This window comes from Hyphomicrobium denitrificans ATCC 51888 (assembly GCF_000143145.1).
Classification (GTDB): Bacteria; Pseudomonadota; Alphaproteobacteria; order Rhizobiales; family Hyphomicrobiaceae; genus Hyphomicrobium_B; species Hyphomicrobium_B denitrificans.
Map to the genome: position 1 here is coordinate 2,208,705 of NC_014313.1, position 15,571 is coordinate 2,224,275.

Genomic DNA, 15,571 nt, shown 5'->3' on the forward strand with positions numbered 1-15,571 from the left:
ACTTGGCTTTCCTCCGCCTACGTTTTTATTTCGACTTGCGAGGCGACGTCACACGTCGAGCGCCACGCGTCGAACTTCTTCTTGTGTCGTCACTCCGGACAGGCATTTCGCCAGTCCGTCCATGATCATCGTGGTCATTCCCTTTCGGCGCGCGGCCGCTTCGATCAGCGCGGGCTGAGCGTTCGGCTGGATCAGCTCGCGAATTTCATCGTCGACGCTCAAGACTTCCGAGATCACGACACGCCCGCTGTAGCCTGTGCCGAAGCAGCGCTCGCATCCCACCGCTCTCCAATGCCGGCTTCCCTCGGGCACGGCATCAATGCCATGCGCGCGGCCGAGCGACAGCACTTCGTCGGATGGCTGCTTGCAATGCTCACAAAGGACTCTGACGAGCCGCTGCCCGACCACGCCGCGCAACGATGATGCGAGCAAAAATGAGTCGATCCCCATATCCAGCAAGCGGGGAATAGCGCCGGCTGCGGTATTGGTATGCAAGGTCGAGAGAACGAGGTGGCCGGTTAGAGCCGCGTGAATCGCGATGCTCGCCGTCTCACCGTCGCGCATTTCGCCAACCATCAGCACGTCCGGATCATGACGAAGGAATGAGCGGAGCGCGTCGGCAAAGCTCAATCCAATCGATGGCTTCGCCTGCGTTTGGTTGATACCGTCAAGCTCATATTCGATCGGGTCTTCAATCGTCAGGATTTTTCGATGGCCTTCGTTCAACAACGACAGCGCCGTGGCCAGAGTCGTCGTTTTTCCCGATCCGGTCGGCCCGGTGACCAACATCAGACCGTAAGGCGCCGACAAATGCTTGCGGATTTCCGCTTCATCAATGGCGCAAAATCCGAGTGGTGCGAAATCGAGCATGCGCCGAACGTTATCGAGCAAGCGGATAGCGACGGCTTCGCCGTGAACCGTCGGGATCGTGGCAATGCGAAGATCGAGCCGATGCTCATTAATACGTATGCGCGCACGTCCATCCTGCGGCAGGCGACGCTCGGCGATATTCAAACCGGATAGAATTTTAACACGCGAGACGATTGCCTTCGCCATTTGCGCGGGCGGCGCGGTGACGTCCCGCAGCATACCATCGACGCGAATGCGGATTGCGACGTGGCCGTCAAACGGTTCGATATGGATGTCGGTTGCCCGCGCATGCACGGCGTTCTGGATCATCTGGTTGACGAACCGCACCACCGGTGCGCCGAGTGCCATATCGCGGAGATGTTCGACATCGTCGCCGGCCTCAGCCTTTTCGGCTTCCTGCCAGACCGCGGACGTGCCGCGCTCCCGCGCCATGCGCTCGATCGCTGCCAGAATATCTTCGGCCGAAGCGACGCGCGGAATGACTTCCCTCTGAAGCGCAATTCTCACAGCATTGATGGCTTGCGCGTCGGATGGATCCTCCATCGCAAGCAGTATTCCGTCTTCCACATCACCCAATGGATAGATTTTATTCTCGCGCAGAAACGCGGTCGGTATTTCAGTCTGCGGCGGCTGAAAGCGCCCCCAATCGCCTTCTTCAACGCGCGCAATTTTGTGATAGTCCGCGACGGCGCGCACGATCGCCTGGGACTGCATTCCTGATGCCTTGCGCAGGGCGGAAAAAATTGAGGCGCCGGACTCGAGCCGAAACTTATCGACGTTATCGAGATCAGTCGGCGTGACGAGGCGTTCGCTCAAAAGATATTCTTTGAAACTTCCACTCATGCGAGCCTCCGGCACCGAGCACGAAGTTTTCCGGCGCAAAATTTTTATCAGCATAGATGATGCTGTCTTCTTAAAAAGATTTTTATGCCGGATTTTTGATTTTTCCCGGCGAGCCTTATCTCGAAACTCTGTAATTATAATTCCGATTTTGACGATAGTGCACGGAAATCCAATCGAGTGCACTGAGCGCAAATTCTTTCGCTGTTATGCCTCATATTGAAGTTACGTCGCCGCAACAGACACTCAATCAATGCGTACCGATTAGAGCGAAAAGACGCCGTTCTTTTTTAATCAAGCTATTGTCATTTCGCCGATCGATTCGAAGTCCCAGCCGAGAGAGGGGAATGACAAAGCTCGTTGGACCTGCGGGAACGGAGGACAAATTTTGCAAGCATCCTATTGGCGTCTGAGTTGCGACGGGAGAAGCATTGATGTTCGGTTGGAAGGTTTTCGCTCTGCTCGGATTAGTATCCGTGAGCGTTTCAGGATGTGCGGCGTTACTCGAAAAGCCCTTGATCGAGCCCCCGGACGAAATCGCCAAGCTCTCGAATGCTGATCTGTCTCCTGCTGCGCCGATGGGCGTCCGACCGGTTTCAAATCCAACGCTAAATACCGGATCAATCGCTGCGAAATACGCCGGCGATAACCGGACAACCAGGGCCGTCGAAGCGCGCACGCCAGGCATCTCGCAAAATGCGTCCGGGTACGAGCTGAACTTTTCAGACACAGATTTATCCGAGCTCGTCAAAGTCGTTTTGAAAGACACACTCGGCATCACGTACGTGTTTGATTCCCACATAGAGGGCCGGGTATCGATATCGACGGGAGGGCCAGTTACCCGCGCAGAACTCATTTCCATCCTTGAAAGCATTCTGGCGACCAACCACGCCGCGCTGCTGATTGAAAACGGCGTCTATCGTGTCGTGCCGGAAGCGGACGCCCGTCAGCAGGGCATTTCTGCGTTCGATTACGTGCGCGAGAGCCGCGAGGTTGGCGCAGGATACGGTGTTTCGATTTTTGCACTCAGATATGTTTCGACTGAAGCGATGATGCGGATGCTCGACGGATTGATGGTCAAACAGGAAGACCTGCGAGCGAGCGTCTTCAATAATATGCTTTTCATTCGGGGGCCGGGCCAGTCACGGCAGTCTATTGTTGAAATCGTCTCGATGTTCGACGTCGACTGGATGAAGGGACAATCTGCGGGAATATTTAAGCTCGACAATGCGTCGCCGGATGACGTGATCCGCGAGCTCAAGCAAGTGTTCCAGACCGATCGCCAAGGCCGCGGCCTTGTGAAGTTTCAAACGATCGGCCGCCTCAACGCCGTACTTGTTTTGGCCCCGAGATCGCAAACTGTCGATAAAGTCGGCGAATGGATTTCGCGCCTGGATCACAGTGGCGCCGACGACGACAATTATTATGTCTATAGAGTCGAAAACGGCAGAGCGAAGGACTTGGCGCGCCTATTGATGGCAGCCTTCACAGGGGGTGGCGCGGCAGGAGGCTCGGGCCGCGGCGCTGAGGAGAAGGAAGTTGCGCCAACGCTCGCCGCATCAAGAACGAGTTCCGGGAGCAGTTTCGGAAGCTCCTCGAGCGGGACGGGAAGCAATTCGAACTCCGGGCCGCTCAGCGGTTCAACGACGGGAAGCACAAGTCTGGGTGGAGGTGACGCGTCCGGTTCGTCAAACGGCAGTCCGCTGAAAGGCGCTCCGACGCTTGCATCGGCGGAAGAGGAACCTGCTGACGAGGGTCCTCAGTCGTCGGCAGCCACATCATCCGATCAGGTCCGCGTCACGCCGGACGAACGCAATAATAAGTTGCTCATCAAAGCGTCAGAGCGAAACTACAAGAAAATTCTGCAAATCTTGCATCGCGTCGATCAACCGCCTCTACAGGTGTTGATCAATGCCACGCTCGCTGAAGTGACGCTCAATAAGAATCTTCAATATGGCGTGCAGTTCTTCCTGCAGAAGAACCACGGCAAATCCGGAGGCATCGGATTCAGCACGTCCGATGCATTGGCAATTGCGCCCGTCATGCCCGGACTGAATCTCATTGCCGGAAACATCGGTTCGGACCCGCGCGTTATTCTCGATGCACTCGCCAAGGAAACGGCGGTTAGGATCGTGTCATCGCCGTCTGTCGTGGTTCTCCACAATCAGCAGGCGATCCTTGAGGTCGGGGATCAGGTGCCCATCATCACGCGCGAGGCTCAGAGCGTGATTAACCCCGACTCGCCGACTGTCAACGAGATCGAATTCAAGAATACCGGTGTGATCTTGAACGTCACACCGCGCATCAACAGCAATGGGCTCGTTACAATGGAAGTGCAGCAGGAGGTCAGCGCCGTTCAGAATACGTCTGGCCAGTCCGATGCAGCGACCTCGCTGACACCCACGATTTCACAACGCCGCGTCACGAGTACGATCGCGGTTCAAAGCGGACAAATGGTTGTGCTTGGCGGCCTGATCCGCGAAGAAGTCAGCCGATCGAAGTCCAGCATCCCGGTCATCAATAAAATTCCATATCTCGGCGACGTGCTTGGGGGCGAGACGGACAACGGGCGAACACGGACAGAGCTTGTCGTTTTCATACGCCCCATCGTCATTCGCAATCCTGAAGACGCCAGCAACGCGGCAGAAGCCTTGCGCGCCGGAATGGCGTCTCTGGCGCCGCGACCAACGGCTTGGGACGCGCGCATCGAGAGTCGCGAAGATCCGAGAGTCGTCGGCGGCGGCTCCATCAAGTGATTGATGATTGGCCTATGCTCGCCGGTCCAGCACGGGGCGTCGGCTTCTATAACGCATTCCATAGCCAGACGAGCCAGATTGCGGGCGCGAAGAAAACACCGAACGGCAATGCCGTGGCGCGGCCCGGAATCCGGCGATGCCATAGGCTCACGACGCCGACGTATCCGATTGCGAGAAGACATCCAATAAGGAGAGAGTTCGTCATTCCTTGAAAGCCAGTCCAGGCTCCCGCAACCGCACCAAGCTTCACGTCACCGAGCCCTAGCCCTTCCCGTCCTCGCCAATGATAGTAGGCCGCCCGCACACCAAAGAGCAGTGCGGCGCTTACCAGCGCTGCACCGAGATGCTCAATCACCAGCGGCGGGTTGTGGTTCGTTTCGTCGAAAGAAATGGCAACGAGCAGGCCAAGAGGAATTGACGGCAACGACAGTGCATCCGGGATAATGTATCGCTCCGCGTCCGATTGCGCGATGAGGAGCATCATCCATCCGAGAAGACATGACGCGGCGGCAAGCGGAAAACTGAGTAGGGAAAACGACACTGCCGCTATGGCGATAGCGCCTGCGATGACTGGGACACTTGTTAGCGCGTCGCGTGTCATTCAACTCCGGTGCGCGTTCGGCGAGGCCGTAGCTCGCTGTCTGCGTGTCGAGATCGACCGCGGACCCCGAATTGCGCTAATTATCCTATCCGCGTTTTTGCGCCAGAGCTGTGTTCGGCAAGCCAATCCCACATTCTCCGGCAAGGTCACGCGCGTGAGAATTGCTCGGCGTGCATCCAAATTGCTTTTTGAAAGCCCGGTGGAAGGTCGAAAGATCGTTGAAGCCCCAGCGGTAAGCCAGTGCCGAAATAGAAGGACGACGGCCCGAACTGACTTCGAGATCCCACTTTATTCTCTTCAGCCGTTCGGCGGTGACGTGCGCACTGAAGGTCGTTCCGAATTGTACGAACAGCTTGTGCAGATAGCGAACCGAGATGCCGAATTGATCCGCTACCCTCGGCGGCGATAGTTCGGGATCGGAAAGGTTCTGGCCGATGTAGTCCAGTATCCGGGACAGCAAGTAATTCTTGGGCACGCTCGGATGCTGGACACAATCTGGCGCTCCGATCGCAACGGGCAATAGCGCGACGCACGCCTGAAATAGAGCGGCGATCTCCTCTATGGGAGCCGTGCACAGCGATTGTGCAAGCATCGTGAGGCAGCCCGCCAGAGGACCGCTCAACTTTTCGGACGGAACCAGGATATTGGAGAATTTGTGATCGATATCCTGCGAGTGGGCAAACGACGACGTCGGGATGATAAAAGCCAGGTTATCGCACGGTGCGTCCGGGCGTTCGGTCAAAGTAACTGGTGAAAAACTCTCATAGAGAATGAGATCGCCGCGCTTCGCGATATTTGTCGTGCCGCCTTGGTCGACCTTGAGTTCGCCGGAGATGATGAGATTGCCGTGAATGCAATCTATTGGCGAGTGTGAAATGTTAGACTTCGTTTTTACTGCAACGATCGGACTCATACGGACACGGCCGATTGCACCATTTGCCAAGTCGATGCTTTCGACCCGACCAACGAAATCCCGTCCGTAAAATTCCGGCGTCCAGGGCATGAAAGCCGTGCAGATCGTCTCCCGAAAGAGGCTGAACGCCTCGGCTTTTGCGCCGTATTGGCTATCCCAAACATGGATATGACCGCCTTGTTGCCGGAAGGCGGCATCAACATTGCTCGTCATTGACTCCTCCTCACAGCGGTTCTTGCGCCACTGCTTTTTTCAATGCTAGCGCTGCCTCAATAACGTGTTCGCCCCTCAACAGCCATGGCGTGTAGTGCACTACGTCGGAATTACGTGAGCCAACCGGCAAAATAATAGCGCCGCCGAAAATCTGCGCTTGCCAGCAAATCCCTGGCATTTGCTTTAAATGAGAAGAATAGTGCGCGAATAAGGGCACGCACAATTATTCTCCGAATCATCCCCAATATTCGCGAAGTCTGCTCCAAGTCGGACTTGGACCTGCTTTACCTTGTGAGCCTGATGCTTCGCGAACGAGCACTCGCACCGTGCAGCTCCTGCAACAACTTGGGCCTTCACGCCGTCGCGGCAGCAACAAAGATCATGGACAACTCCCCGCGGCAGAGGCCGCTCAGATAGCCGGTAGACACCGACCCAAAGGCGACGCGCCTTTTCATCTCTGTCGTGAAGCGATCGCCGCGTTTCAGGGAGTGAATCATGCACATCAATACATCATCGATTGAAGGGCGTCGCCGCGCGCGGTCGCGTTATATGGCATTACTCGCTTCAGTCTCCGTGCTGTCCGTCGCTGCTGCGGCAGCACCGACTTTGGCTGGCGCGGCGAACGACGGGCCCGTCGTCAGCACTGTCGACGGATCGGTCCGCGGATATGCTGATAAAGGCGTCAATGTTTTTCTTGGAATCCCTTACGCAGCGCCGCCCGTCGGCAAGCTCCGGTGGCAGCCGCCGGCAGCCGCCAAAAAATGGAAAGGCACTCTCGACGCGACTCGCTTCGGAAACACATGCCCTCAGGTGACAGAGCTTGGCGCGTTCGCGGGTCCGTCCAGCACGAGCGAAGACTGCCTCTATCTCAACGTCTTTACGACGGGCGGAAGCGGTAACGGCAAGAAGAAGCCGGTCATCGTCTGGATTCACGGCGGCGGCAATATCGACGGCGAAACCAACGACTATGACGCGAGCAAGCTTGCGACGGGTGGGCCGTCAGGCGTTCCGACAGTTGTTGTCACGCTCAACTATCGCCTCGGCATCTTCGGCTTTTTCTCGCATGCCTCGATCAACGGCGAAGGTCATCTTTGGGGCAACTACGGCATTCTCGACCAACAGGCCGCGCTTCGTTGGGTTCAGCGCAACATTGCGGCCTTCGGCGGCGATCCTGACAAGGTAGCCCTCGGCGGTCAGTCTGCCGGCGCTGTGGATACTGGCGCAAACCAGCTCTCTCCATATGCGAATGGCCTGTTCAACAGAGCCATTTATCAAAGCTCCCCCGGCTTCTTTTCAACCCTCCCGTCTGCCAATGACGCTCTGACGAAGGGCTCTGCGTTCGCGACGGCAGCGAATTGCCCAGGATCCAATACTGCGGCCGCAGCCTGCTTGCGCGATCTTCCCGTATCGCGGGTTCTGCAGTTGCAGGGAACTCCGAATGCCGACGGCCCTTATACGGCCGGCGCTTTTGTCGACGGCAGCGTCATTCCGTTGACGCCCGAGCAGGCGTTCTCAAGCGGCCGCTTCAACAAAATGCCGATTATCGGCGGCGCCGTGAAAGACGAAATCACATTCACGACCGGCATCACGGAGTATTTTTCCGGACCTCCGCAGGCGCCTATGACCGCCGCGCAATATGCAGCCGCTGTGACCGGGCCGGCGGCGGCGCAATATCCGCTTTCGAGCTTCGGCGGCGATCCGATGCTGGCTTATGAGCGGTTCCAGACCGACCCTGCAAAATGCCGCGAGCTTCACGTCATGCAGCTCTGGGCGCCGCAGGTCCCAACATACGCCTATGATTTCACCTATCAGAACGCTCCCTACTATTTCCCCAAAATGCCGGGATTCAAACCGCTGGCCGCTCACACGATCGACATCCAGTTTCTGTTCGACAACTGGCATGGCGGCAATCTTGGCGTAAATATCGATCAGACGACGGGACAGCCGCGCGAACTCAACGCCGAAGAAACGAAGCTTTCGGATCAGCTTGTCGCCGCGTGGAGCAACTTTGCCAACACCGGCAATCCGAATGGTTCCGGAAATTCGCCATGGCCAAAATTCGGTGCCGGCAAGAACGCAAAATATTTCGTCCAGGATATTCCGCTCTCTACGACGGCCGTTTCCAACTTCAGAGACACTTATAAGTGCAACTTCTGGGACACCCAGTTGACGTACTGAAATCTCCTGCAACAAGCGTGCGGAGCGCGATTTATTTGCGCTCCGCTTTTTATTGCCCCATTATTTAAAATAAGATATAATTGCCACTTGTTGGTTTTCAGATTCTAATATTGCGATCGCCGATTCAATTCCGATTTATCGCGGCAAATTGCATTCGATTTTCACCCACTACACGCAATGCGACGGCAATGCGCTGATTGCGCATTCGACATGCACCGCATGCCTGATGCAGTTCTCTCGACGCGACGCTGAAAAAACTGCTCTCCGCATAATTTCTCCCGCGGCATCCACGTCAAACAGTGCCGCTGCTCCTCATGGTTTGCCGACATACGCAAGCCGAGGGGCACAAAATTTGAGGAGAGGAACAATGCGAAGCAAAATAGTGTCGGAAGCTCGACATGCATCGCTGAGGCGAGGCGCTGTCGTCTGCTCGCTCTTAGCCGCCGGTCTGGTTTCATCATCGGCCTTGGCGGGGAAGAACAATGACGGACCCATCGTATCGCTGACCGATGGCCAGGTTCAGGGTACGTCGGCCAGTGGCGTCAATGTCTTCCGTGGAATTCCATACGCCGCGCCGCCCGTGGGCAAGCTCCGCTGGCAGCCCCCGCAGGCCGTCAAACGTTGGAACAACGTTCGCGACGGTTCGAGCTTCGGCAATACATGCCCGCAGGTCACGGAACTCGGCGCATTCGCCGGACCGACGAGCGTTACGGAAGACTGCCTGTATCTGAACGTCTTCACCACAGGCAGCAGCAAGAAGAAGGGCGTTATCGTCTGGATCCACGGCGGCGGCAACGTCGACGGTGAATCGAACGATTACGACGCAACCAAGCTTGCTCAGGGCGGCCCGGATGGACGCGAGACCGTCGTCGTCACTCTGAACTATCGCATGGGCCTGTTCGGCTACCTATCGCATCCCGCGCTGAACGGTGAAGGCCATCTGTCCGGCAACTATGGCATCATGGACATCCAGCAGGCCCTTCGCTGGGTCCAGCGCAATATTGCGGCGTTCGGCGGCGATCCCAATCGTGTTGCACTCGGCGGACAATCCGCAGGCGCAACCGACACCGGGGCGAACGTTCTTTCTCCAATGAGCGCCAATCTGTTGACGCGCGCCATCTATGAAAGCGGTCCGCTGCCGACTTTGCCTTCAGCGGCAACAGCACTCGGCAGAGGGCAGGGTTTTGCAACTGCTGCCGGATGCGGCACCGACGCGAGCAAATCTTCGGCTCAGTGTCTTCGCGATCTGACGCCTGAGCGCATCCTGCAGCTGCAGGGTACGCCCAACGCAAACGGTCCTTATATCGTCGGGCCGTTCGTCGACGGCACCGTGATCCCGATCACTCCGGAAAAGGCCTGGACAACGGGTCAGTTCAACAAGATGCCGGTGATGGGCGGGCGCGTGCAGGACGAAGCCAACTTCTCGATCGGTATCACGGAATACTTCTCCGGCCAGCCGTTTGTGCCGATGACTGCCGCCCAATACACGTCGGCGCTTCAGGCCACATATAATGGCAACGCCGGTCCTGGCGGCGCGCCTCCGGCTTACCCGGCAGGAACGGCTGATCGCGTTCTCGCACAGTATCCGCTGTCGGCTTTCGGCAACGATCCGATGAAAGCCTACAACCGGGTGCAGACCGACACGCAGAAATGCCAGGCCGATCACGTTCTGCATCTCTGGGCTCCGCAGATCACGTCCTATGCCTACGACTTCACGTATCAGGACGCTCCCTACTACTTCCCGAAGATGCCGGGCTTCAAACCGGGTGCCGCTCATACGATCGACATCCAGTTCCTGTTCGACAACTGGCATGGCGGTCAGCTCGGCGTGAACCTCGATCAGACGACCGGCCAGCCGCGTGAACTCACGGGTCAGGAAACGAAGCTTTCCGATCAGCTCGTTGCCGCGTGGACGAACTTCGCGTGGTCCGGCAATCCAAACGGTTCGGGCAATTCGCCCTGGCCGAAGTACGGCGCCGGCAATAATGCGAAGTACCTTGTTCAGGACATCCCGCTGTCGACCTCAAATCGCAAAGACTACCGGACGAATTACAAGTGCGATTTCTGGGATACGGTTCTGCTATATCCGTCTGAATAATACTGCCCTACGCACGAAAGACGAAACTACAGAAAGGCCGTCCATCGGGGCGGCCTTTTTTTCTATTGCAACTGACGGCGCTTTTTTTCTTTTTCTTCTAGGCGAGCCAGCGTGTCTTCGATCTGGCTCTTGAGTGTGATGAGCGCGCGATGGATCGCCGTCAGCTTTTCGCGATCCAAAACTTCAAATCCATTTTTCGTTGATTGTTCAATCGCATGACAAAATGCGATCAGGAGACGGGGATCATCGGACATGGCGCCACCGGCCGATTTGCTTCAACCTAATCTCAAAAACGATTAAAGCTTTAACATCCGTCGCCCGCGCGGCGCACCTGCAATCTTGTCGTCCGGAATGATGCGTTTCGGTTTCGTTGATGCCCGGATTATGTCTTATCGCCGCTTTCCGAGTGACATCGTCCGCCGGCGCTCGCTAGATAGGCGGCGCCAAGGAAAACGACGCGCATCGAAACACCTCACTCGGCATGTTTCGGTCGGGTTCGCAACGATCGCTGGGGCATCTCATGACCTACGTCGAAGGCAAACGCGGCCATTCCGACGAGACGATTGTGAGCGTCTGCGATACGGAATTCTACTCCGCCCGTGACGGCTTTTCCGCTTTTCGGGAGATCGTCGCCGCTGCATTCATGCCGTGGTTCATGGAGCACAAGTCGGACCAGGATTTTAACGCGCGCATTGTCAGATTGTCCGGGGAGTTCGGCTCGCTCTCACGCACAAAAATGACGCCGTTACTCGGATTGCGCAACAAATCGGAGATCTCCAAAAGCCCGGAAGGCAGCCTCTACGCGAACTACGTGATTTCCGGACGCCTTGTCGTCACTCAGAATGACGTCACCGTCACAGCTGAGAAAGGTGACCTCGTCCTCTACGATAGCACGCTGCCGGTGAAGCATTTAAAGCTCGGCGATACTTCATTCGAAGACCTCGCGTTCTGCATTCCGAAGGAGCGGATCGGACGACCCGACAAGACTTTCGACAATCTTCTCGTTTCGAAGGTCGACATCATCCCGCCACTGGCGAGCTGCTTCGCATTCCTGTCCCATAATATTTCGTCAGCTCAGCCTGAGGAATTGGCGGCGCTTGGGGGCGCGTGCGCGGCGCTTTTGCCTATAAGCGGTGGGCGTTCACACGAATTCCGGCCCGACGGCATTGCCGAAGATGCCTCTAATCACTATGCGCGCGAGTTGGTACGCTTCATCGATGCGCGCATTGCGGACGCTGAACTGTGTCCCAGCATGGCGGCCGATAATCTCGGCATTTCTGTGCGATACGTGCATAAGCAGTTTGCGATGCTCGGCACGACATTCAGCAGCTACGTCACCTCGCGGCGTCTCGAACGCATCAGCCATGATCTTATTTCCGGCGTTGGCGCAAATCCGCCAATATCCGTTTTAGCGTACCGGTGGGGTTTTCGGGATCTCTCGACGTTCATTCGATGCTTCAAGAGAAAATTCGGCTGCTCTCCGCGTGAGTACCGATCAAAATTTTGATCGTCTGTTACGTTCTCCGGCGGCAATTCTCTAAATTTAAATTTCTCTCAAAATTGCATCTCTTCTTCGAACCGATGCTTAGCCAGGCGAAGAAATCGCACCTCTGTGCGCAGGCGACCAACTTTATTCCTTCAGCGCGAAGATTCCGAATTTGAGAGCGCCTTTATTATGCCCGGCTGCTCCGCAGGAGAATGCTGCATGCGTGCGTCGCTTAGGAAGCGAAAGGAGAGACCCTTCAATGGATACCCTGGTCGGATTTGAGAACAACGAGGACTTGCAGGTCGTGATCCGCCGGCGCTCGATGATGGCCGCATGCGCAATCGCTATTCTTCTATCGTTCGGGTCTTCGCAGCCCTCCTCGGCGCAGCAGCTCTCCGACATCAAGCCTTCCCCGCCTCTGACTCTGAGTGGCCAGGGGAGCTTCTTTGTGGGTGGAAGCACGCAGTTCATCGATTCCAAATACATCTCGCCGCCTACCTTCGCGTCCGACTCCGGGAACTCGGTGATCAATCAGATGTACGTTCAGTTTCAGATCCCGCAGAGGACGACCGATCAATACCCGATCGTTTTCGTGCACGGCTGCTGCTTGACGTCGAAGACATGGGAAACCACGCCTGATGGGCGCATGGGATGGTACGAATATTTTACGCGAAAGGGCTTCGCGACCTACATGGGCGAACAAGTTGGTCGCGGTCGCTCGGGGTTCGACGCGTTGCGCTATCAGAAGGTTCTGACCGGCGACCTTCCAAACACGTCAAACCCCGCTATTCTTATCGCGACCGACCAGTTTGCGTGGAACGTGTTCCGATGGGGCGATTACGCAACGAAGACGCCGTTCAAGGACGAGCGTTTTCCGATGAAAACCGTCGGCATCGGCAAAGGCGCAACGCTCGATTTCTACAAGCAGGTCATTCCCGATCTGAACTCGACTTTGAGCGATGCCTCCTCGCCGACATGCGCGGATGGCAACTGCACGCCAACGGATCCGAATGCGCGGTTCAATTCGCCGGATAACATGGCGACACTCGCCAATCAGCTCGGAGGCGCAATCCTGGTCGGACATTCGCAGTCCAGCCCGTTCCCGACGATGGCGGCCCTGCGTCCGGGCTCGATGGGGGTCCGGGGCATCATTCAGCTCGAGACCGGATGTTTTGCCAATCTGACGCCGGCGAATATCCGCGTCTTGAAAAATATTCCGATCCTGATTGTCGTCGGCGACCACTTTACAACGCCGCAGCCGCCTGCCGCCTGCATCACGATGCAAAAACAGATCCGGGATGCGGGTGGCGACATGACGTTCGTTGCCCTGCCGGACATCGGCATCCGCGGCAACAGCCACATGTTCATGCAGGACAACAACAATCTGCAGGTTGCCGATATATTGATTTCTTGGATCAAAAAGCACGTCAAATATCGAAGAACTTCTGGTCCAGGCCATAACCATTGAGCCTGCGCGTATCGCTATTGGTCGCCAGCCACGCGCCTGGTTAGTGCGAAAACGTTCACTGTGATGAAGGGACGAGACAACGCACATGCAAGGCGTTGAAGATTTGCATCAGGCAAATCGGGAACTCAGACAATGAGGCTTTCACGCTCAAATTCAAATTCAAAATCAACCTCGTTGCGGCGAGGCGCTCGTCCTAACGTCGGTGACAATGCAAACTCCTCGCCAGCGACCAGCGATCGGAGACTTGCGATAATTCTTTCAGTTGTGCGCGATGAAGTTCTGGAAGGGTGCCCTTCGGGAGAAGCATTCGAGCAGGCCATCGCGATCGCATTGCTTGCGTGCATCGCGAGCCGGTCAGACGGCATCCAGGGCGCGCCCTGCCGCGAATTGCGCCTTTCACAAACTCAGGCGGCTGTCGTCGTGAAATACATCAGCGCAAACTTGACGGACCACATTCGCGTGGCTGAGCTTGCGGCGCTTCTTGAGATGAGCCCTTCGCACTTCACGCGCATATTCAGCTCAACGACCGGTATGCCGCCTTACCGCTTCGTCTTGAAGGAACGCATCAATGGCAGCAAGGAAATGCTGATCTCGACGCGCCTTTCAGCTTCTGCAATCGCCTCCACATACGGATTTTCAAGCCAAAGCCATTTTACGAAAGTTTTTCGTCAATTTACCGGAATGACGCCCAAACAGTACAAGGCCGGCGCAAAGTTTTCATAAGCTGCAGCTGATCGGATCAATTGCCATCGGCGAATATATCTATATCCGAAAATAATCTTCATACGGAGCAGGATGATGTCAACACGCGCAGGAACGTTGTAGTTCCACCCACGCCACTTTCATATCTTTTCCTCCGCCAGCGCATTGGGATGTCATCCAAGCCAATTTGCGCTCGCATACAAAATCATTGCTAGGAGGAAATAATGGCGCATTTTGACGGCCATTCGGCCGAAGCAAGAAGAACATTAAAACTTCCAATCGCGGCGCTTCTAATATTGTCGGGAGCACCAGGGGCCTGGGCTCACGGCACGTCCCGCATAGATCCGATCGTGCTCGAGAAAACGGGTGGCTTCATCATCGGCGGCAAGCACTTTAATGTGCCTCCCGCGAATTCCAACACACCAGCAACACCCAATCGCACGCTTTCCTGTGATCATGGATACGTGGAGTATTTCCTTCCCATAAATCCGCGCAAAACGAGCATCGTCTTGTGGCACAGTTCCAGTGCGCAGGTCTGGCAAAACCGTTGGGATGGCGGCGAAGGTTATAAGGACAAGCTTCTGCGTGCGGATTATCCGACATATATTTGGGACGGGCCGCGCGTCGGGCGTGCCAACTGGAGCTGCGAAACAATAACCTACACGCCGAGCAATCGCGATCAGGGAAATTTCACGGCATGGAAATTCGGACCGACGATTCCAGCCGGTCAGGTCCCGACACCCGCCGAGTTCTATCCTGGTACTCAGTTCCCGGCGAACAGCCCAAAACTTGAAGAGTATTGGTGGAACGCGACCGGCGCGCGCTACGATGAATTCGACAATGCTTACAATATCGAGATTGAAACGGATGCGGCAGCCGTCGCCGCAGACTCCGGCAGGCTCGGAAATCAGATTGTTTATCTGACGAACTCAGCCGGCGGGCTTCGCGCCATGAAGACAACCGCGAAAACGACGAAAAGTAATATTTCGGGAATCGTCACCTACGAAAGCATCGGATACGTGTTCCCGATCGGCGATCCCGAAAGCCCGACGCTTTGCACAGCCCTCACGCCGGCCTGTGCATTCGGTCCTCTTGGTGTTCCGCTCGAGGATTTCAAAAAGCTCGCGAAGCTGAAGAAGATTCAGTTTGTGTGGGGTGACAACCGGCCAGAGACCGAGCAGCAGGTCATTCTTTCGCGACTGTGTGCCAAGCTCATCAACAAGTACGGCGGCAACGCCGAAGTGCTGAAGCTCGCCGAAGATGCCGGCCTCAAGGGGAGCACGCACATTCCCTTCATGGACATGGACAACGACAAGGTTGCCAGTCTGTTATTTAAAGTTCTCAAAAAGAATAAGCTCGACAGCTATCAGCGTTCGAATCCGTGGGGATCGTGGCGCTGGTTGTTCTAAACAGTTCAATTCGGTCCTGCACCAGACATGCTGGTGC

The 15,571-nt window shown here is 56.3% G+C and carries 11 protein-coding genes; 7 read left to right on the plus strand and 4 right to left on the minus strand.

Annotated features, from left to right (window positions below; translation table 11 throughout):
• Positions 1–48: 48 nt before the first annotated feature.
• On the minus strand, positions 49–1,713 hold the full coding sequence (locus HDEN_RS10630) for a GspE/PulE family protein (protein ID WP_013216113.1): 1,665 nt from the start codon (positions 1,711–1,713) through the stop codon (positions 49–51).
• A gap of 431 nt (positions 1,714–2,144) precedes the next feature.
• Here HDEN_RS10630 and gspD point away from each other — a divergent pair, with 431 nt between their 5' ends.
• Entirely contained in the window at positions 2,145–4,466 is a 2,322-nt protein-coding gene (gspD, locus tag HDEN_RS10635; RefSeq protein ID WP_013216114.1) for a type II secretion system secretin GspD, read from the plus strand.
• A 46-nt stretch (positions 4,467–4,512) separates the two neighbouring features.
• On the opposite strand, the gene HDEN_RS10640 is transcribed toward gspD, so the two are convergent.
• Complete coding sequence (locus tag HDEN_RS10640; RefSeq protein ID WP_013216115.1) at positions 4,513–5,067, minus strand: prepilin peptidase; 555 nt, start codon at positions 5,065–5,067, stop codon at positions 4,513–4,515.
• An 85-nt stretch (positions 5,068–5,152) separates the two neighbouring features.
• A complete protein-coding gene (locus HDEN_RS10645; protein ID WP_013216116.1) occupies positions 5,153–6,193 on the minus strand; it encodes an AraC family transcriptional regulator in 1,041 nt (346 codons plus the stop codon).
• Between the two features lie 549 nt (positions 6,194–6,742).
• On the opposite strand from HDEN_RS10645, the gene HDEN_RS10650 reads away from it, so the two are divergent.
• Positions 6,743–8,371 (plus strand): carboxylesterase/lipase family protein, encoded by a 1,629-nt coding sequence (locus HDEN_RS10650; protein ID WP_049775384.1) that lies wholly within the window; start codon positions 6,743–6,745, stop codon positions 8,369–8,371.
• A 367-nt stretch (positions 8,372–8,738) separates the two neighbouring features.
• Positions 8,739–10,469, plus strand: a complete 1,731-nt coding sequence (locus HDEN_RS10655) for a carboxylesterase/lipase family protein (protein ID WP_013216118.1) — start codon at positions 8,739–8,741, stop codon at positions 10,467–10,469.
• A 62-nt stretch (positions 10,470–10,531) separates the two neighbouring features.
• Here the strand turns inward: HDEN_RS10655 and HDEN_RS10660 are convergent, their stop codons facing one another.
• Positions 10,532–10,723: a hypothetical protein gene (locus HDEN_RS10660; protein WP_013216119.1), complete on the minus strand. Its 192-nt coding sequence runs from the start codon at positions 10,721–10,723 to the stop codon at positions 10,532–10,534.
• 266 nt (positions 10,724–10,989) lie between these two features.
• On the opposite strand from HDEN_RS10660, the gene HDEN_RS17775 reads away from it, so the two are divergent.
• The 4 genes from HDEN_RS17775 to HDEN_RS10680 all read left to right on the plus strand — a co-directional run bounded on the left by HDEN_RS17775 (position 10,990) and on the right by HDEN_RS10680 (position 15,534).
• The gene (locus HDEN_RS17775) at positions 10,990–11,976 is read left to right on the plus strand and encodes an AraC family transcriptional regulator (protein ID WP_013216120.1); all 987 of its coding nucleotides are present in this window, start codon (positions 10,990–10,992) and stop codon (positions 11,974–11,976) included.
• 238 nt (positions 11,977–12,214) lie between these two features.
• Positions 12,215–13,423 (plus strand): alpha/beta hydrolase family protein, encoded by a 1,209-nt coding sequence (locus HDEN_RS10670; protein WP_013216121.1) that lies wholly within the window; start codon positions 12,215–12,217, stop codon positions 13,421–13,423.
• Between the two features lie 264 nt (positions 13,424–13,687).
• Positions 13,688–14,146, plus strand: coding sequence for a helix-turn-helix domain-containing protein (locus HDEN_RS10675; RefSeq protein WP_049775299.1), 459 nt, complete (start codon positions 13,688–13,690; stop codon positions 14,144–14,146).
• A 329-nt stretch (positions 14,147–14,475) separates the two neighbouring features.
• Positions 14,476–15,534 (plus strand): alpha/beta hydrolase, encoded by a 1,059-nt coding sequence (locus tag HDEN_RS10680; RefSeq protein ID WP_245256617.1) that lies wholly within the window; start codon positions 14,476–14,478, stop codon positions 15,532–15,534.
• Positions 15,535–15,571: the final 37 nt, after the last annotated feature.